Here is an 18,926-nt window from a genome sequence, read left to right on the forward strand (position 1 = left end):
TTGATGACCATGAGTGTGGAAACTCAAAAGGAAACCCTGGGCTTCCAGACCGAGGTGAAGCAACTGCTGCACCTCATGATCCATTCGCTGTATTCCAACAAGGAAATCTTCCTTCGCGAATTGATCTCGAACGCCTCCGATGCGGTCGATAAATTGCGTTTCGAAGCCCTGTCCAAGCCCGAGTTGCTGGAAGGTGGCGCCGAACTGAAAATCCGTGTGAGCTTCGATAAGGACGCTAAAACCGTCACCCTCGAAGACAACGGCATCGGCATGAGCCGTGAAGATGTGATCACCCACCTGGGTACCATCGCCAAGTCCGGCACCGCCGACTTCATGAAGAACCTCACCGGCGACCAGAAGAAGGACTCGCACCTGATCGGTCAGTTCGGTGTCGGTTTCTATTCCGCGTTCATCGTCGCCGACCAGGTCGAGGTGTTCAGCCGTCGTGCCGGCCTGGCCGCCAGCGAAGGCGTGCATTGGTCGTCCAAGGGCGAAGGCGAGTTCGAAGTCGCCACCATCGACAAGGCCGAGCGCGGCACCCGTATCGTCCTGCACCTGAAGTCCGGCGAAGACGAGTTCGCCGACGGCTGGCGCCTGCGCAACATCATCAAGAAGTACTCCGACCATATCGCCTTGCCGATCGAACTGCCTAAAGAAGCGGCAGCTGCCGAAGGCGAGGAGAAGCCGGCGCTGGAGTGGGAAACCGTCAACCGCGCCAGCGCCCTGTGGACCCGTCCGCGTACCGAGATCAAGGACGAGGAATACCAGGAGTTCTACAAGCACATCGCCCATGACTTCGAGAACCCGCTGAGCTGGAGCCACAACAAGGTCGAAGGCAAGCTGGAATACAGCTCGCTGCTGTACGTACCGGCCCGCGCGCCGTTCGACCTGTACCAGCGTGAAGCGCCGAAGGGCCTCAAGCTCTACGTGCAGCGCGTGTTCGTCATGGACCAGGCCGAATCCTTCCTGCCGCTGTACCTGCGCTTCATCAAGGGCGTGGTGGACTCCAACGACCTGTCGCTGAACGTCTCCCGCGAAATCCTGCAGAAAGACCCGATCATCGATTCGATGAAGTCGGCGCTGACCAAGCGCGTGCTGGACATGCTGGAGAAGCTGGCCAAGAACGAGCCGGAGCAATACAAGGGCTTCTGGAAGAACTTCGGCCAGGTGATGAAGGAAGGCCCGGCCGAGGACTTCGCCAACAAGGAGAAGATCGCCGGCCTGCTGCGCTTTGCTTCCACCCAGGGCGAAGACGGCGAGCAGAACGTTTCCCTGGCCGAATACCTGGCGCGTGCCAAGGAAGGCCAGGACAAGATCTACTTCCTCACCGGCGAATCCTACGCCCAGGTCAAGAACAGCCCGCACCTGGAAGTCTTCCGCAAGAAAGGCATCGAAGTGCTGCTGCTCACCGACCGGATCGACGAGTGGCTGATGAGCTACCTCAACGAGTTCGACGGCAAGAGCTTTGTCGACGTGGCACGTGGTGACCTGGACCTGGGCAACCTGGACTCCGAAGAGGACAAGAAGGCCGCCGAGGAAGTCGCCAAGAGCAAAGAAGGCCTGGTGGAGCGGATCAAGACCGCCCTGGGCGAGAATGTCAGCGAAGTGCGGGTTTCCCACCGCCTGACCGATTCGCCGGCGATCCTGGCCATCGGTGAACAGGACCTGGGCCTGCAGATGCGCCAGATCCTCGAAGCCAGCGGGCAGAAGGTGCCGGACTCCAAGCCGATCTTCGAATTCAACCCAAGCCATCCGTTGATCGAGAAGCTCGACGGCGAGCAGAGCGAGGAGCGTTTTGGCGACCTGTCGCACATCCTCTTCGACCAGGCTGCCCTGGCGGCCGGTGATAGCTTGAAAGACCCAGCGGCATATGTCCGCCGGTTGAACAAGCTCCTGGTCGAGCTGTCGGTTTAATCAAGTAGCAAGAAAAACCCGCCCTAACGGCGGGTTTTTTCATTCTGGTGTCCCTTTGCTGGAGGAGCTGAGTCATGAGTCAAATCACCGTGCGTTCCGTGGTGTATCAGATCGATGGACAACCCTATGAGGGCCGCCTGGCCTTCGATGCCGCCCACAAGGGGCCCCGCCCGGGCTTGCTGATGGCGCCGAACTGGATGGGGGTTACCGCCGGCGCGGAGAAGATCGCCGAGGCTGTCGCTGCCAAGGGTTATGTGGTGCTGGTCGCCGACCTGTATGGCCAGGCGTTGAGGCCTCGTGATTTCAACGAAGCGGGGGCGGCGATGACCCCGCTGAAGGATGACCGGGCGCTGCTGCGCAAGCGCATGCAGGCCTCGTTCGCGGCCTTGCAGGCCCAAGGGGAGGCGGCGGTCGACACCTCGAAGCTGGCGACCTTCGGTTTCTGCTTCGGTGGCTGCTGTGCCCTGGAGCTGGCCCGTAGCGGCGCGCCGGTGAAGGCGGCAGTGTCTTTCCACGGCACCCTGGATACTCCCGAGCCCGCCGACGCGCGTCATATCAAGGGCGCGGTGCTGGTGCTGCATGGGGCGGCCGATCCGTTCGTGGCCAAGGAGCAATTGCCGGCCTTCGAGGCGGAGATGGACGCGGCCGGGGTGGACTGGCAATTGGTCAGCTATGGCGGCGCGGTGCATTCGTTTACCGACACCCACGCCAATGTGCCCGGCAAGATGATGTATGACGCCAAGGTCGCGGGCCGCGCCTTCGCCACCATGCACCACCTGTTCGACGAGGTGTTCCAGGGCTGATTTCCCAGTCCCTGTGCAAGCGGGCAGGCTTGCGCAGGGGTGGGTTCAGTGGCGGGCGGGCGGCAGTTCGATGCGCTCGCTTTCTCCTGGCACCTGTGGCCAGTCCCCGGCCGCCCAGCGGCGGCGAGCTTCGTCGATCAGGGCTGGATCGCTGGCGACGAAGTTCCAGTTGATGCGCCGTGGCCCGTCCAGTGGGGCGCCACCGATCAGCACCGCGTGGCAATCGCTCTCGGCGAACAGCGTGGCGTTTTCCCCCTCCGGCAATACCACCAGCGAATGCACGGGCAGTGGCTCGCCGTCCAGCTGTGCCTCGCCGTCCAGCACATACAGTGCCCGTTGTTGATGCTCGGTCGGTATCAGCAGGCTGGTGGCGGTCTGCAGGTGCAGTTCGGCATACAGGGTCGGTGAGAGCACCGGCACTGGCGACTCCAGGCAGAAACCATTACCCGCGATCATGCGGATGCTCACCCCGAGGTTGTCGCTCACTGGCAAGGTGCCAGCCGGATGATGGCTGTAGTGCCCGGGTCCCTGTTCATGTTCCCTGGGGGAAGCCAGCCAGACCTGTAATCCATGCATCCGCCGGTCTTGGGCCAGTTGCGCCGGTGGAGTACGTTCGACGTGGGCAATGGCGCTGCCGGCGGTCATCCAGCTGACGTCCCCGGCCTGGACGATCTGGTCCGAGCCCAGGCTGTCCTTGTGCTGGATCTGCCCGACAAACAGGTAGGTGAGGGTGGACAGGCCGATATGCGGATGCTGGCGGATGTTCATGCCCTTGCCCGCCGGGTAGGCGGTCTCGAGCATGTGGTCGAAGAATACGAAAGGCCCGACGCTGCGGCATTGTGCCGAGGGCAGGGGGCGCAGGATGGGCTGGCCTTCGACGTCCTCGGCACGGGGACGGATCACGAGGGGGGAATTCATGGCGGGCTCCAGGCTGATCGGGTTATGCCCCGGAGCATAACCCGCTTGCCCGTGCCGCGCGCTACTGGCTGAAGGCGCCTTCGGAGAGGTGGGTCTCGATGGTCACCTCGCTGGTGGTCATCAGCTTGTGGATAGGGCAGCGGTCGGCCACCCGGTGCAGTTCCTCGCGCTGGGCATCGGTGAGCACGCCCTTGAGGGTCAGCTTCACGTGCAGGGCGTACTTGCCCTTGGGCTCTTCGCTGTTGTCATGCTTGATCTCCACCGTGACGCCGGTGAGCGGGATGTTCTTCTTCTGCGCATAAAGCTTGAGGGTCAGGGCCTTGCAGGCACCCAGGGCGGCATCGAAGTAGTCGTGGGGTTCGGGAGCGGTGCCTTCGCCACCTGCGGACTTGGGCAGGTCGGTGAAGAAGTGGTGGTCGTCCACCTGGATGCTGTGGCGGTAACCTTCGCTGGACTCGGTATTGACGGTGATAGTCATGGCAAACCTCAGGCAGTGGTTGATGGAATCGGGTGTTAAAGGTGCTGAAGTTATAGAGCATCGCACAAGCCTCACGTTCCCCTTTTTCTGAACCTGCGAACTGGCGCCACGGTCTACCCTGCCTCGACACCCCAGGAGACCGTTCAGTGCACTGGAGACTTTTCTACGTTGGTACATTGTGGGCCTGGGCCCTGATGCCCCTGGCGGCCCAGGCACGGGACTACGCCTACAGCGATGCGCACCTGCACTACGTGGACTTTTTCCAGGAAACCCAAGGGATGCAAGCGCTGCTCAAGGCCATGGCCGACAACCGTATCGAGCAGGCAATGATCTCGGGGATTCCGGTAGCCAAGAAATGGCACGAGGACGAACCCAAGCGTCCACGCTACTACGCGGGAGACGACGCCGGTGCCTATTGGTACAGCGCCACCGATGTGCTGGTGGCTGCGGCGGTGAAGCAGTTGCCGGTCGAACAACGGCGGCGCCTGCACCCGTTCCTGTCGGGGTTCAATCCCAACGACAAGAATTCCGCGGCCCATATCCAGCGCATGCTCGATCTCGATCCGGGGTTGTGGCAGGGCATCGGTGAGGTCTTTACCCGCCACGATGACCTCACCGCACTGATCGATGACGACACGCCGCGGGCCAATAACGAAGCGATGGCCAAGGTCTACCGCCTGGCCGCAGAGCGTGACCTGCCCGTGATGTTGCACTCCAACATCACCTCCAAGCGTGAGCGCAATCCCTTGTATCTCGCAGAAATCGAAGAGCCGCTCAGCGAGCATCCGCAGACGCGCTTCATCTGGGCCCACGCTGGTACCAGCGCCGAGATCCATCGCCATCAGGAGCGCCTGGCGTTCCTGCTGCCAACCCTGGAGCGTTTGTTGCAGGCCTATCCCAATCTCTACATCGACCTGTCCTGGAGCTTGCTCACGCCGTATCTGATGGATGAGCAGGGCATGCCGAGCCAGGAGTGGCTACAACTGGTGCAGCGCTTCCCCGAGCGGTTCATGCTGGGGTCGGATGGGGTCGGTCGCTTCGACAAGCTGGGGCAGGAGCTCCGGAGCTTTGATGGCTTTCTCGATGCCTTGCCGGTGGAGGTGGCGCGCAAGGTGGCCCGTGACAACTTCCTGGCGATCCTGCCGGACTCTCGCTAAGGCGGCTCCTCGGGCGGATTGTCATTAGCCTGTCATGCCTTCTTCATAAGCTCGCGCCATCTCAATCAAGGAGCGCGGTATGCATCTCACTCGTTCAAGCGTTCTGGCAGCGCTGATGGTTTTCAGTGGCCTGGCCAGTGCCGAAGTCCGCATTGAAGGACCCGTGGAATACGGCGTGTTCGAAGGCCCCAAGGCCGAGCTGCAATCGGGGGAGCGGGTGCTGCGTCGCAGCAACGAGAAGATCCAGCAGACTGCAGTGGTTCCGGCGAGGTTGGGCACCAAGTTCGGCATGCGCTACCAATTGCAGGGAAAAGCCGCCGAGGGGCAGCCCCTGACCCTGCTATACCTGACTCCAGGCATCCGTACTCCCGATGGGGTGCGCCATGACAAACTGGAGGTCACCCAGAAGCTGGTGCCCAACGCGCCCCAGGATGTGATGGCCTACGAGTTCACGCAAAGCCATGAAGTCGTTCCTGGCGAATGGCACTTTATGGTGTTCCAGGGCGACCGTTTGCTGGCAGAACAGCGATTTTCGGTGCGCTGAATCGTTTTACGCCCAGGTATCGAAGTGCTTGGGCGTTTTGATATCACCTTTTCGTCTTACGCAAAATCCTTCCGGCCCGATACCGTCTAAGAGCACCCTGCTGCAAGGTCTTGCAGCGCTCTAGGAAGGAGCCAGAGGAATGAGTCTCAGAAGTCTCAATATTGCGCCTCGCGCAAGCCTGGGTTTTGGTTTGCTGGCGCTCATGGTGTTTATCCTCGGGGCATTCGCCCTGATGCAAATGGCCAACATGCGCCAGCAGTCCGATGAAGTGGAGAGCAATTGGCTGCCCAGTGTCATGTCCGTCGGCGATATGAATCAGGATCTCTTGCGCATCCGCGCCCTGACCCTGCGCTTGCTGATCAATCGCGATCCGCAGGCCATCGCCCAGAACGAAACCAAGATCAACGACATCAAGAGTGGCCTGGGGGTTGCCCAGGGGCGCTATGAGTCCCTGATCGTGCTGCCCCAGGAGCGTGCCCTGTTCGACCGCTTCAAGTCCATAGAGAAACAGTACCTACAGCGTCAGTCCCAGGTCATGGCATTCTCCAGCCAGAATCAGGTGGAGGATGCGGTCAAGGTGGTCAATGGCGAGATGAACCAGTTGGCCGATGAAATGGCTGCAACCCTGCATGAGCTGGTCGAACTGAACAAGCAGAGTGCCACCCAGGCCACCGACCTGGCCCAGGCAGTGTTCAGCAAGTCGCGGATCTGGGTGGTGGTGATGATCGTGCTGGCCGCGCTGGTGACCATCAGCCTGGCGCTGTTATTGACCCGCAGTATCGTCCTGCCGCTGGCGCAGTCGCTGAATGTGGCTGAGGTGGTAGCCGGTGGCGACTTGACCGGTGATATCAAGGTGATTGGCAAGGATGAGCCGGCGCGCCTGCTGCACGCACTCAAGGCGATGCAGAGCAGCCTGCGGGAAACCATCAAGCGGATTTCCGACTCCTCCAGCCAGTTGGCGTCGGCATCGGAAGAACTCAGTTGTGTCACCGAGGATGCGACCCGGGGCTTGCATCAACAGAGCCTGGAAATCGAGCAGGCGGCCACGGCCGTCAACCAGATGACCGCGGCAGTGGAGGAAGTAGCCAGCAATGCCGTGGCCACGTCCCAGGCCTCCCGGGAGTCCGACCGGATCGCCCAGCATGGTCGCGAGCAGGTGCAGCAGACGGTGCTTTCCATCGAGTCACTGGCACAGGATGTGACGTCCAATGCCACTCAGGTGGAGGACCTGGCGCAGAAGGTCTATGGCATCAGCAAGGTGCTGGAGGTGATCCGCTCCATTGCCGAGCAGACCAACCTCCTGGCCTTGAACGCGGCCATCGAGGCGGCCCGGGCCGGGGATGCCGGGCGCGGTTTCGCGGTGGTAGCCGATGAAGTGCGAGCCTTGGCCCATCGGACCCAGCAGTCGACCCAGGAAATCGAACAGATGATCGGCGGGATCCAGCAGGGCACCGATCAGGCGGTCAGCTCCATGCAGCAGAGTAATAACCGTGCCCGTTCGACCCTCGAGGTGGCCAAGGCCGCCGGCCAGGCCCTGGAGGAGATTGCCTCGGCCTTCACCGAGATCAACGAGCGCAATGTCGTCATTGCCAGTGCCTCGGAGCAACAGGCGGCAGTGGCACGGGAAGTGGACCGCAACCTGATGAACATCCGCGACCTGGCCCACCAGACTTCGGCGGGAGCCAACCAGACCAGCGCCGCCAGCCAGGAGTTGTCGCGCCTGGCCGTGGACTTGAACACCATGGTGGCGCGTTTCTCGGTGTGAATCGCGGGCAATAAAAAAGCCCCGAACCAGTCGGGGCTTTTTATTGCAGCGGCTGGGCTTACTTGCCCTGCCAGCGCTTGAGGACCAGGGTAGCGTTGGTGCCACCAAAGCCGAAGCTGTTGCTCATTACGGTGTTGAAGGCAACGTCTTCGCGGGTCTTGGTCAGGATCGGCATGTCGGCCACTTCCGGGTCCAGCTCGTCGATGTTGGCCGAGCCGGCCATGAAGTTACCTTCCATCATCAGCATGCAGTAGATCGCTTCATGGACACCGGCAGCGCCCAGGGAGTGACCCGACAGGCTCTTGGTGGAGCTGATGGCCGGGGCCTTGTCGCCAAACACTTCACGCACGCCCTTCATCTCGGCAACGTCGCCGACCGGGGTCGAGGTGCCGTGGGTGTTCAGGTAGTCGATCGGGGTGTCAACGGTGGACATGGCCATCTGCATGCAGCGGATGGCGCCTTCGCCGCTTGGGGCGACCATGTCGTAACCGTCGGAAGTCGCGCCGTAGCCGACGATTTCCGCGTAGATCTTGGCACCACGGGCCAGGGCGTGTTCCAGCTCCTCGACCACCACCATGCCGCCACCGCCGGCGATGACGAAACCGTCACGCTTGGCGTCGTAGGCGCGGGAGGCCTTGTCCGGGGTCTCGTTGTACTGGGTGGACAGGGCGCCCATGGCGTCGAACAGGAACGACTGGGTCCAGTGCTCTTCTTCACCACCACCGGCGAAGACGATGTCCTGCTTGCCCATCTGGATCTGCTCCATGGCGGTACCGATGCAGTGAGCACTGGTGGCGCAGGCAGAGGCGATGGAGTAGTTCAGGCCCTTGATCTTGAACGGGGTGGCCAGGCAAGCGGAAACGGTGCTGCTCATGGTCCGGGTGACGCGGTACGGGCCAACGCGCTTGACGCCTTTTTCGCGCAGGATATCCAGCGCTTCCATCTGGTTCAGGGTCGAGGCGCCGCCGGAGCCTGCGATCAGGCCGGTGCGAGGATTGGACACCTGCTCTTCGGTCAGGCCGGAGTCGGTGATGGCGTCCTTCATGGCCAGGTAGGCGTAGGCCGCCGCATGGCCGACGAAGCGATAGATCTTGCGATCGATCAGTTCTTCGAGGTTCAGGTCAATGGAGCCGGAAACCTGGCTACGCAGACCCATTTCGGCATATTCCGGGTTGAAGCGGATGCCAGGGCGACTTGCACGCAGGTTAGCGGAGACGGTCTCTTTGTCATTGCCCAGGCACGAAACGATGCCCAGACCAGTGATAACGACGCGGCGCATGCGGATAACCCTTAAAAATTGTCAGTGGAGGTGAACACGCCGACCCGCAGGCCTTCGGCAGTGTAGATTTCCTTGCCGTCGACGCTGACCGAACCATCGGCGATGGCCAGGTTCAGCTTACCCTTGAGTACGCGCTTGATATGAATGTTATAGGTGACCTTCTTGGCGGTCGGCAGCACCTGGCCGAAGAATTTCACTTCGCCCGAGCCCAGGGCCCGGCCACGGCCCGGCAGGCCTTGCCAGCCCAGGAAGAAACCGACCAGTTGCCACATGGCATCCAGGCCCAGGCAGCCTGGCATGACCGGATCGCCCTCGAAGTGACAGGCGAAGAACCACAGGTCAGGATTGATATCCAGCTCGGCGACCAATTCACCTTTGCCATACTTGCCGCCTTCGCTGCTGATATGGGTAATGCGATCGATCATCAGCATGTTACCGGCGGGCAGTTGCGCATTACCTGGGCCGAACAGCTCACCGCGACTGCAGCGCAGCAGATCTTCCCGAGTAAAGGCGTTTTGTTTGGTCATGCGAGCTCCTCAATAGTCCCGTGCGGCAGGGTTGGGCAAATCTTCCCGGCCGATCGAAGCATTCATGCCTCGAGCCGGCAGCCTACTCATAGACTATTGCGTTGTAGTGAAAGTCACAGCGCCAAGGGCATGAATGTACACTTGTGCACTGAAATTTTTTTCAAGGGCCTTTTCAGGGCCCTGTCGGGTGCCTAAGACTGCCGCACTTTCGCCCGCCACGCCAGTCGCAGAAGTTCGAAAATAACCCGTTACTGCACCCAACGTTGGAGAATTTGCTGCAGATCGGCACGCTTGAATGGCTTGGCCAGATAGTCGTTCATGCCCGCTGCAAGGCAGGCTTCGCGGTCGCCCTGCAAGGCGTTGGCGGTCAGGGCGATGATCGGTAGATCGACGCAGCCGGGCAGTTGGCGGATCTGCCGGGTGGCCTCGTAGCCGTCGACCAGCGGCAGCCGGCAATCCATCAGGACGGCCTCGAAAATCAGGCTTTCGGCGCTGCGTACCGCCTGGGCTCCGTCGGTGACGATGGTCACGGTGAAGCCCAGGCTGCGCAGCATGGCCTGGATCACCGTCTGGTTCACCGGATTGTCCTCCACCAACAGGACATTGCGGCCTTCGCCCTGCTGGGCTGCACTGTTCACCCGTGGGGCCAGTATCGGCAGGCTCTGCTGGAACAGCGCCAGCGGAATCTCCAGGGTGAATACCGATCCCCGGCCTTCTTCGCTCTGGGCGCGCAAGGTGCCGCCCATGCGCTCGGCCAGGGTCCGGGCAATGGGCAGCCCCAGCCCGGTACCGCCATAGCGCCGGGAGATCGAGCTGTCGGCCTGCTGGAAGGCATCGAACATCAGCTCCAGGCTGGCCGGGCTGATCCCGATCCCGCTGTCGCGCACTGCGCAGGTAAACCACAAGAGCTCGTGGTCCAGGGCCTGCCATTGCGGTTCGATACTGATGCTGCCCTGGTCGGTGAACTTCAGTGCGTTGCCGATCAGGTTGACCAGGATCTGGCGGATCCGCGTCGGATCGCCCTTGACCTGCAGGGCCTCCATGCCTGGCGGTAGTCGCAGGCGCAGGTCCAGGCCGCGTTGCATCGCGCTGTGCTGGAAGGCCTGGGCCGAACTGCTGATCAGTTCGGCCAGGTTGAACGGAATGTGCTCCAGCTCCAGGGCCGAGCGCTCGATACGCGAGAAGTCGAGGATGTCGTTGATCACCTTCAGCAGATGCTCGGTGGATTCGGAGGCGAGCGCCGCATACTCGCTCTGCTCGCGGGTCATTTCAGTGGTCTCCAGTAACTGCAGCATGCCCAGGACACCGTTCATCGGAGTGCGCAGTTCATGGCTCATCATCGCCAGGAAGTCGGACTTGGCCTTGTTCGCCTGCTCTGCTTCTTCCCGGGTCTGGATCAGCTGGGACATCGCCTGCTGCTGCTCGCGGCTGGCCACCTCGAGGCCGGCCGCCAGGTTATTGATGTGGCGCGCCAGGTTGCCCAGTTCGCCGTCGTCGACGATGGGCAGTGGTGTCTTGAAGTCGCCTTCCTGGATCGCCTTGACCGCGTTGCCCATGGCCCTGATCGGCTGGGCCAGGCCCGAGGCCAGGCGTCGGGCCAGCAGGTAGGTGAAGAGCAGGGCGAACAGGGCAAGGATGGCGGCCTTGAGCAGGATTTCCTGCTGGCGCTGGCTGAAGGCATCGTTGGACATGCCGACGATCACCCGTCCCAGGTAGCCGTCGCCCTGGCTGGCCAGGCTGCCTGGATCGTTCTGCAGGAAGTCGTTGTGCACCTGGATGCGTTGCAGGCGTATCGGTGCCTGGAACACCTTGATCTGTTGTGCGTGCTTGTGGCTGGCCGAGGCTTGCTCGACATACACCAGGATATTGTTGGCGCTGTCCTGGACTTCCAGGAAGTGCACGTGAGGCGTGGCCAGGGTCGCCTGTAACAGGGCCTCCAGGCCTTCGTTGTTACCCGAGATCACCCCGTACTCGGTGGCCGGGGCCAATTGGTTGGCGATCAACTGGCCGGTATGGTTCAGCTCCTGGTGCAGGTCCTGGATGCGCACGAAAGTGAAGAAACTGATCAACAACAAGGTCAGGAGCAGGGCAGGGCCCAGGCTGATGAGCTGCGTGCGGGTCTGGATGTCCCAACGGCGACGCACTGTCATGGGCGTTTCTCTCCTTCGCTCAACTGGCGTGCGACGGCCTGGGCATCGACTTCCTCGATGCCCAGGGAGCGTGCCACCTGAGGGTTGCTCAATACTTTGAAGGCCGCCGGGTACAGCGAGCGGGGCCAATGTGCCGGTGGTTGGTCCAGTAGCTTGTCCAGGGTTTGCAACCAGTCTTGCTGGTCGCTGTAGGTGCTGGCCAGGCTACCGGCCCTGACGAAGCCCGCGTTCGGGCCGATCAGGGCTTGTTGTCGGGCGTAGCTGCTGAGCAGCAGGTTCTTCACGGTCTTGGGGTTGTACAGGCTGGGGTCGTCCAGGCCCAGCAGAACCTCGCTGTTGCGCAGGACTGCCTGCAGCGGCCGGCTGTCGCCGATGTTGTCCCAGGATTCGGCGATGATCTCCAGCTCCAGGCTGCGTGCTGCCAGGCGCAGTTCCTCGAGCAGGAACTGGCTGTCCTGGCCATACAGCACTCCCACGCGGCGGACCTGGGGTAGCACACTGCGGATCAAGCGCAACTGGCGCGCCAGGGGCGGGTCGCTCCAGAGCAGGCTGAGCCTGGCGCGTGGGGCCCCCTGCAAGCGCTGCTCGGCTTGCAGGCGGCTGATGCGCAAGACCAGGGTCGCCGGTCCCAGGGGCTCCTGCAGGCGCCAATCGAGGCTTTGCGGGTCCAGCAGGACCAGGCGTATGCCCCCGGGCAATTGCCCTGGCGCCGGTAGCTGTGCCAACGGTACGAAATGCACCTGGTCCTGGGGACGCAGGCTGGCCAGCTCCTGGGTAAAGGTGCGCACCCCTTCACTATCCTCGCTGGCGGTCAGCAAGACCTCGGCGGCGCGCAATGGGACGCACAGCAGCAGTCCCAGCAGGGCCAGGCCCCAACCCAGGCGACGCGCGCTGTACCGGCCCGTGCGCAGCAGCACCATGCTAGAACTCCAGCTCGGCGCTGACATAGGCTACGTGCCGCGAGTCGTAGCGGTTATCGGCGAAGGTGGTGGGCTGGTGGTCGAGCCGTTGCTGCAGGGTGCCGGCCAGTTCCAGGTTGGCCCGGCCCAGGGCCAGCCGCTTGGCGATACGGGTATCGATCCGTTGGAAGCGATACCCGTTGAGGGCGTCGCTCCCATAGTAGAAGAGCGAACTGGACCAACCCTGGCCCCAGTTGCGCAGCCAGCCGGCAGAACCACTGTTGGTGGCGCTCAGGCGCCGGTCCAGGCGGTTGCTGGCCTGGGCATGGACGTAGGCGTAGGTCAGGCGCAGGCGATCATTGCGGTCCAGTTGCCAGTCCAACTGGCTTTCGGTCCCGGAGAAACGTGCCGAGTTGCTGTTGCTGGCGATGTACTGGTTATTGCGCAGCGGCTCGCTGATCATCCGGCTGATCTCGTCGTAGAACAGCTTGATGTCGAGGTTCAGCGCCTGATCGACGAAGTAGCCGTTGTAGCCCAGCTCCCGCGAGCGCATGCGTTCCTGGTCAAGATTGCCCGGGCCTCGGGTCTTGACGAAGTACTGGGCGCTGTTCTGGCCGTAGACCGGGCGATCCAGGCCGGTGACCCGGTAGCTCCAGTTGACGTTGTTCTCGAACATGTCCGGGGACCGGACGGCCTCGGAATACACCGCCCGCAGGCCATGGCGCGGGTTGATCAGGTAGTTGGCCGCGATCCTGGGTGTCAGGGAGTGGCCAGTCAACTGGGAGTCTTCGTACATGGCCCCGCCCTGGATCAACCAATGCTCGCTGGCCCGCCACTCCAACTGGCCGAAGAGGCGCCAGGTGGAGTCGTCGAGCGTGCCGTTGAAGTAGGTCTGCGAGTCGGCACGGTCATAACGATAGTTCATGCCGCTGACCAGCCGCAGGTTGTCGGCCAGGCTCAGGGTGTCCTGCAGCTCCAGGTCGTAGCGGGTTTCCCGCGAGCTCTGGTCGATAAGGCCGCAGACGGTGCTTTTACCTTCCTTTCTCCATTGGGAGAGAACCTGCTCAGCGATGGCTTGCTCTGCCTCCGTGCTTGCAGGAGGGGCTTTGTCCTCGCTGAAATCCTTTATGCCTCGGGCCAGACGCTCGGCATAGTTCGGGTTGAGTTGCCACAGGCGTGTCAGTTCGGGGCTGAAGGAGATGGCCGCATCGCAGGCTCTCCAGGTTTTCTGGCGATCCCAGTGTTGGGCCGAGCCTTGGATATACAGGCTGTGCCGTGGATCGATATCCAGGTTCCAGCGCAGGGAACCGGCGTAGTCCTTGGCGACTACATCGGAGTTGTTGCCTTGCTGGGAGACGCCATAGAACACCGGCCGATAGGTATAAGGCTGCTGGTTACTGCCTTCCTTGGCATTGAACTGCCAGTCGAGGCTCTGTCGCTCATCGAGCATCTGGTTCACCGACAGGCCGATGCGGTTCAGGCGCTTGCTGTCGCGATAGTCCGATCCGTCAAGGCGCCTGTCGAAACCGTCATCCTCCTGCCCGGACATCGACAGGCGCAGGTCGCCGCCGTCCCAGCCCGTGCCCTGGCTGGCGTACCAGTCGCTGATGCCGCGTTGGCCGCGGGTCACCTTGAACCGGGTGCCATGGCTGTTGGCTGGCGAGCGGGTGATGATGTTGACCACCGCCATCAGGGCGTTGGCGCCGTAGCTGACGGTATTGGGGCCGCGAAATACCTCGATGCGCTCGATATCCTCCATGGCCACCGGGATATCGCTCCAGTCCACCGTGGCCAGACCCGGTCGGTAGACCGAGCGGCCATCGATCAGCACCTGCATGCGCCGGGCCTCGCTGGCGTTGGTGCCGTGGTAGTTGACCGTGGCCTGGTTGCCACTGATGGCGCCGACCATCATGCCCGGCACCAGGCGCAGCAGTTCACTGATCTCCCGGGCACCGCTGGCCCTGATCAGTTCGTTGTCGAGTACCGTCATGCTGCCGGGGACCGCTGCTGGCGACTGCTTCAGACGAGTGGCGGTCAGCACCTGGGGCAGGCTGGTCTCATCGACGAACAGATCTTCGGCCTGCGCCGGATGGCCAAGCAGCAGGCCCAGCAGCAGTGGCAGGCGAATAGAGGGGGGACCAGCGGACACGGCGCAGCCTTGAATCTTGAAAGATGGCGCGCATGTTAACCGAGACGCTCGAGTTTTCCAGTCGCTGTGCCTGGCAAGCGCCCAGTGCCCGCGCGGGTTTGCGACAGATCGTCGGAATGGTTGCCGGGGCTGGTGGTGCAGTGGCCGCTCCGTATAATGCCGCCATCGCCACTGCTATGGATAAACGGATTGCATATGACACAACAGCGCCCTATTGCGGTCCTGGGAGGCGGTAGTTTCGGTACCGCCGTGGCCAATCTGCTGGCCGAGAACGGCCAGGCAGTGCGCCAGTGGATGCGTGATCCCGAACAGGCCGAGGCCATTCGGCTCAATCGCGAGAATCCGCGTTATCTCAAAGGCATCAAGATCCATCCCGCGGTGGAGCCGGTCACCGACCTGCTGGCCACCCTGAGCGACAGCGAACTGTGCTTCGTCGCCTTGCCCTCCAGCGCCTTGCGCGCCGTGCTGGCCCCCCATGCGCAGCTGTTGGGCGGCAAGATGCTGGTCAGCCTGACCAAGGGCATCGAGGCCCAGACCTTCAAGCTGATGAGCGAGATCCTCGAAGACATCGCCCCCCAGGCGCGGATCGGGGTGCTGTCGGGGCCCAATCTGGCGCGCGAAGTGGCCGAGCACGCCCTGACCGCCACGGTGGTCGCCAGCGAGGACGAACAGCTGTGCCAGCAGGTCCAGGCCGTGTTGCATGGGCGGACCTTCCGGGTCTATGCCAGTGCTGATCGCTTCGGCGTCGAGCTGGGCGGCGCCTTGAAGAACGTCTACGCAATCATCGCCGGCATGGCGGTCGCCCTGGGCATGGGCGAAAACACCAAGAGCATGCTGATCACCCGGGCCCTGGCGGAAATGACCCGTTTTGCCGTGAGCCAGGGAGCCAATCCGATGACGTTCCTGGGCCTGGCCGGGGTGGGCGACTTGATCGTCACCTGTTCCTCGCCCAAGAGCCGCAACTACCAGGTGGGTTTCGCCCTGGGCCAGGGCTTGAGCCTGGACGAGGCGGTGACCCGCCTGGGCGAAGTGGCGGAGGGCGTCAATACTCTCAAGGTGCTCAAGGCCAAGGCCCAGGAGCTGGGCGTCTACATGCCGCTGGTGGCCGGCCTGCATGCGATCCTGTTCGAAGGCCGGACGCTGAACCAGGTGATCGAGCTGTTGATGCGCGGCGAACCGAAAACCGATGTCGACTTTATCTCCACCAGCGGATTCAACTGAGCAGTACAGGAGCGAGACATGAACGATACGAATTCCGAGGCCAAGTACGAATCCATTCTCCTGCGGGTGTTGTGGATGCTGGTATTCGCCCTGGTGTGGCAGGTGGCGCAGTTCCTCCTGGGCGCGCTGGTGGTGGTGCAACTGATCTACCGGTTGGTCTACGGTGCCCCCAATGCCGGCCTGATGAATTTCGGCGACAGCCTGAGCCAGTTCCTGGCGCAGATCGGCCGTTTCGGCAGTTTCCACACTGAACAGAAACCCTGGCCGTTCGCCGACTGGCCGGCACCACGGGCACCGGAAGGCGAGGCGCCCCACAGCGTGCCGCCAGCACCGCATCCGGTACGTGACGAGGAGCCCAAGCTGTGAAGCTGTGGGTGCTGCGTCATGGCCAGGCTGAATCCCATGCGGCCACCGACGCCCAGCGCAACCTTACGGCCCATGGCCGCCAGCAAGTGCTGGACAGCGCGGCACAGCTGATCGGCCAGCCCATTGCGGCGATTCTCGCCAGCCCATACGCCCGGGCCCAGCAAACGGCGCACCTGGTACGCGAAGCCCTGGGGTTCGAAGGAGAGGTGCTTACGGTGCCGTGGCTCACGCCGGACACCAATCCCTTGAAGGCGCTGGAGCAACTGGACAGCGCCGACAATCTGCTGCTGGTCAGCCACCAGCCCCTGGTGGGCAGCCTGATCGGCCTGTTGCAGCATGGTCATTTGCGTGACCCGCAAGCCATGGACACCGCCAGCCTGGCCGAGCTGCAAGGCGACTGGCCGCTGGCCGGGACCATGACCCTCACCCGCATCAGGCATCCCTGAATCTTGCAGGCAGTGGGGCGTGGACCCGTTTGCCTGCAGGTGCGTGCGCTACATTTCTTAACTTGCGGCGCTCCTTTGTGCGTGGAATAGTCGACCGAGCAAGTGCTTGGTTGGTCAGAGGCTGTTCCCGAACACAACAAAAACAGAGGAGCGAGTCATGTCTGCTGCTTTTCGTTTGCCCCTGCAAGTGTTCTACGAGCGCGAGGCTCGTCATCCCCAGCAACGTTTCCTGGTCCAGCCCTGCGGGGGTGGCAAGGTGCAGGAGCTGAACTGGGCTGACGTCGCGCGACAGGTCCGCAGCGCCGCCCAGTGGCTTCGGGAACGGCAACTGCCTCCGGGCAGCCGTATCGCGATCATCGGCAAGAACTCCGCCCACTGGATCATCGCCGACCTGGCGATCTGGATGGCCGGACATGTCTCGGTGCCGTTGTACCCCAACCTCACCGCCGAGTCGGTGGCCCAGGTGCTGGAGCACTCCGAATCGGCCCTGGTGTTCATCGGCAAGCTCGATGCCTGGCCGGAAATGGCTGCGGGGGTCAGGCCCGGATTACCTACGATCAGCCTGCCGCTGGCCCCCAAGGGGCGCTTCGATTTTTGCTGGGACGACCTGCAACGCTGCCAGCCCCTGGCAGAGAGTCCCTGCCCAGCGGCTGAGCAATTGGCCACCATCATCTATACCTCCGGCACCACCGGGATGCCCAAGGGTGTGATGCACAGCTTCGCCAACCTGGGGTTTGCCGCCAGCCATGGGGTCGACCTGTTTGGCCTGGGCCCCGATGACCGGCTGCTGTCCTACCTGCCGCTGTGCCATGTGGCCGAGCGCATGTTCGTCGAGATGGCGGCGATCTACACCGGACAGACGGTGTTCTTCGCTGAAAGTCTCGATACCTTCCTGGTTGACCTGCGACGTGCCCGGCCCACCGCGATGTTCGGGGTACCGCGAATCTGGACCAAGTTCCAGATGGGGGTCTACAGCAAGATGCCAGCCAGGCGCCTGGATTTTCTCCTGGGCCTGCCTTTCATCGGCAAGCGGGTCGGGCACAAGGTCCTGGCGGGCCTGGGGCTGGATGCCTTGCGGGTTGCCCTGTCCGGGGCGGCGCCGGTGCCCCAGGCCCTGCTGCATTGGTACCAGCGCCTGGGCCTGGACGTGCTGGAGGTCTATGGCATGACCGAGAACTGTGGTTATTCCCATATCGGCCGTTCCGGGGAATATGCCCCCGGCTGGATCGGCCGCCCGTGTCCCGAGGTCCAGGTGCGCATCGATGAGTCGGGGGAAGTCCAGGTGCGCAGTGGCGCGGTGATGCAGGGGTACTACAAGGACCCGCAGAAAACCGCGGAAACGGTCACGGAGGATGGCTTCCTGCGCACGGGCGACAAGGGTGAGCAGGATGCTGCCGGCAACCTGCGCCTGACCGGCCGGCTCAAGGAGATCTTCAAGACCAGCAAGGGCAAGTATGTGGCCCCGGCCCCCATCGAGATCCGCCTGGCCGAACACGCGCATATCGAGCAGGTGTGCGTGGTCGGTGATGGCCTGAGCGCGCCCCTGGGGTTGTGCGTATTGTCGGCGGCTGGCCAGCGGGCTGCCGGAGGCAGTACTCGCGAAGACCTGCACAGCAGCCTGGAAGGCCTGCTGGCCCAGGTCAATGGTCGCCTGGACAAGCATGAGCGCCTGCATCGCCTGGTGGTGGTCAAGGACAGCTGGGCGGTGGAGAACGGTTTCCTGACTCCGACGCTGAAGATCAAGCGCAATGTGATCGAGTCCACCTATGGCGGTAGTTTCCAGGCCTGGAGCGAGCGCGAAGAAGTCGTGCTGTGGCAGGATTGAGCGACGACAACCTAACAAGAAGGAAATGGCGATGAGCCTGTGGCGCACCACCCCAAACCTCGAACAATTGAATGCGATCCAGAAGAACACCATCGGTGAAGTGCTGGATATTCGCTTCGAGTCCTTTGACGAGCAATCGCTGACCGCGAGCATGGTCATCGACCACCGTACCCACCAGCCCTACGGTTTATTGCATGGCGGCGCCTCGGTGGTACTGGCCGAGACGGTCGGCTCGATGGCCAGCTACCTGTGCATCGATGCCAGCAAGTTCTATTGCGTGGGGCTGGAGATCAACGCCAATCACCTGCGCGGCCTGCGCAGCGGGCGGGTCACAGCGGTGGCCAGGGCCATTCACATCGGGCGCACCACCCATGTCTGGGACATCCGCCTGAGCAGCGACGAAGGCAAGGCCAGCTGTGTCTCGCGCCTGACCATGGCGGTGGTGCCCCTGGGACAGACTCCGCCAGCGCAGTGAGGCCGCACGC

General features: G+C 62.7%; 17 protein-coding genes and 1 pseudogene. 11 read left to right on the forward strand and 7 right to left on the reverse strand.

From position 1 onward, the window contains the following. The first annotated feature begins 9 nt into the window (after window positions 1-9). Both htpG and C4K39_RS08835 read left to right on the forward strand, forming a co-directional pair. Window positions 10-1,914 (forward strand): molecular chaperone HtpG, encoded by a 1,905-nt coding sequence (gene htpG / locus C4K39_RS08830; RefSeq protein WP_068587936.1) that lies wholly within the window; start codon window positions 10-12, stop codon window positions 1,912-1,914. A 74-nt stretch (window positions 1,915-1,988) separates the two neighbouring features. Continuing rightward, the gene (locus C4K39_RS08835; RefSeq protein WP_124346147.1) at window positions 1,989-2,717 is read left to right on the forward strand and encodes a dienelactone hydrolase family protein; all 729 of its coding nucleotides are present in this window, start codon (window positions 1,989-1,991) and stop codon (window positions 2,715-2,717) included. Between the two features lie 45 nt (window positions 2,718-2,762). On the opposite strand, the gene C4K39_RS08840 is transcribed toward C4K39_RS08835, so the two are convergent. Further along, the gene (locus C4K39_RS08840; protein WP_124346148.1) at window positions 2,763-3,635 is read right to left on the reverse strand and encodes a pirin family protein; all 873 of its coding nucleotides are present in this window, start codon (window positions 3,633-3,635) and stop codon (window positions 2,763-2,765) included. A 61-nt stretch (window positions 3,636-3,696) separates the two neighbouring features. Next, on the reverse strand, window positions 3,697-4,113 hold the full coding sequence (locus C4K39_RS08845) for an OsmC family protein (protein WP_068587900.1): 417 nt from the start codon (window positions 4,111-4,113) through the stop codon (window positions 3,697-3,699). 194 nt (window positions 4,114-4,307) lie between these two features. Here C4K39_RS08845 and C4K39_RS08850 point away from each other — a divergent pair, with 194 nt between their 5' ends. From C4K39_RS08850 to C4K39_RS32170, 4 genes and pseudogenes are all read left to right on the forward strand, one after another. Continuing rightward, entirely contained in the window at window positions 4,308-5,270 is a 963-nt protein-coding gene (locus tag C4K39_RS08850; RefSeq protein ID WP_124348327.1) for an amidohydrolase family protein, read from the forward strand. A gap of 79 nt (window positions 5,271-5,349) precedes the next feature. Further along, window positions 5,350-5,814, forward strand: coding sequence for a DUF3859 domain-containing protein (locus C4K39_RS08855; RefSeq protein ID WP_068587980.1), 465 nt, complete (start codon window positions 5,350-5,352; stop codon window positions 5,812-5,814). 139 nt (window positions 5,815-5,953) lie between these two features. Further along, a pseudogene (locus C4K39_RS32165) lies at window positions 5,954-6,724 on the forward strand (MCP four helix bundle domain-containing protein); the annotation flags it as partial. Next, window positions 6,716-7,579 (forward strand): methyl-accepting chemotaxis protein, encoded by an 864-nt coding sequence (locus C4K39_RS32170; RefSeq protein ID WP_416220676.1) that lies wholly within the window; start codon window positions 6,716-6,718, stop codon window positions 7,577-7,579. The pseudogene C4K39_RS32165 and the gene C4K39_RS32170, both read left to right, overlap by 9 nt. Window positions 7,580-7,637: 58 nt before the next feature. On the opposite strand, the gene fabB is transcribed toward C4K39_RS32170, so the two are convergent. The 5 genes from fabB to C4K39_RS08885 form a co-directional block, all read right to left on the reverse strand. Beyond that, entirely contained in the window at window positions 7,638-8,858 is a 1,221-nt protein-coding gene (fabB, locus tag C4K39_RS08865) for a beta-ketoacyl-ACP synthase I (RefSeq protein WP_068587977.1), read from the reverse strand. An 11-nt stretch (window positions 8,859-8,869) separates the two neighbouring features. Continuing rightward, window positions 8,870-9,385 carry a 3-hydroxyacyl-[acyl-carrier-protein] dehydratase FabA gene (gene fabA / locus C4K39_RS08870; RefSeq protein ID WP_068587975.1) on the reverse strand — a complete coding sequence of 172 codons (516 nt, stop codon included), beginning with the start codon at window positions 9,383-9,385 and terminating at the stop codon, window positions 8,870-8,872. A 248-nt stretch (window positions 9,386-9,633) separates the two neighbouring features. Further along, a complete protein-coding gene (locus C4K39_RS08875; protein WP_068587973.1) occupies window positions 9,634-11,535 on the reverse strand; it encodes an ATP-binding protein in 1,902 nt (633 codons plus the stop codon). Continuing rightward, the gene (locus C4K39_RS08880) at window positions 11,532-12,455 is read right to left on the reverse strand and encodes an ABC transporter substrate-binding protein (protein WP_068587971.1); all 924 of its coding nucleotides are present in this window, start codon (window positions 12,453-12,455) and stop codon (window positions 11,532-11,534) included. Before C4K39_RS08880 ends, C4K39_RS08875 begins: the two co-directional genes overlap by 4 nt. A gap of 1 nt (window position 12,456) precedes the next feature. Next, complete coding sequence (locus C4K39_RS08885; protein ID WP_124346149.1) at window positions 12,457-14,583, reverse strand: TonB-dependent receptor plug domain-containing protein; 2,127 nt, start codon at window positions 14,581-14,583, stop codon at window positions 12,457-12,459. 195 nt (window positions 14,584-14,778) lie between these two features. Here C4K39_RS08885 and C4K39_RS08890 point away from each other — a divergent pair, with 195 nt between their 5' ends. From C4K39_RS08890 to C4K39_RS08910, 5 genes are all read left to right on the forward strand, one after another. Beyond that, a complete protein-coding gene (locus C4K39_RS08890; protein WP_068587967.1) occupies window positions 14,779-15,804 on the forward strand; it encodes an NAD(P)H-dependent glycerol-3-phosphate dehydrogenase in 1,026 nt (341 codons plus the stop codon). Between the two features lie 18 nt (window positions 15,805-15,822). Next, a complete protein-coding gene (locus C4K39_RS08895) occupies window positions 15,823-16,170 on the forward strand; it encodes a DUF4389 domain-containing protein (RefSeq protein ID WP_124346150.1) in 348 nt (115 codons plus the stop codon). Further along, window positions 16,167-16,616 carry a phosphohistidine phosphatase SixA gene (gene sixA / locus C4K39_RS08900; protein ID WP_124346151.1) on the forward strand — a complete coding sequence of 150 codons (450 nt, stop codon included), beginning with the start codon at window positions 16,167-16,169 and terminating at the stop codon, window positions 16,614-16,616. The genes C4K39_RS08895 and sixA overlap by 4 nt, the downstream gene beginning before the upstream one ends. A gap of 157 nt (window positions 16,617-16,773) precedes the next feature. Then, window positions 16,774-18,441, forward strand: coding sequence for an AMP-binding protein (locus C4K39_RS08905; RefSeq protein WP_124346152.1), 1,668 nt, complete (start codon window positions 16,774-16,776; stop codon window positions 18,439-18,441). A 31-nt stretch (window positions 18,442-18,472) separates the two neighbouring features. Beyond that, a complete protein-coding gene (locus C4K39_RS08910) occupies window positions 18,473-18,916 on the forward strand; it encodes a hotdog fold thioesterase (protein WP_068587959.1) in 444 nt (147 codons plus the stop codon). Window positions 18,917-18,926: the final 10 nt, after the last annotated feature.

Origin of the sequence: Pseudomonas sessilinigenes, assembly GCF_003850565.1 — a bacterium.
Taxonomy (GTDB): domain Bacteria; phylum Pseudomonadota; class Gammaproteobacteria; order Pseudomonadales; family Pseudomonadaceae; genus Aquipseudomonas; species Aquipseudomonas sessilinigenes.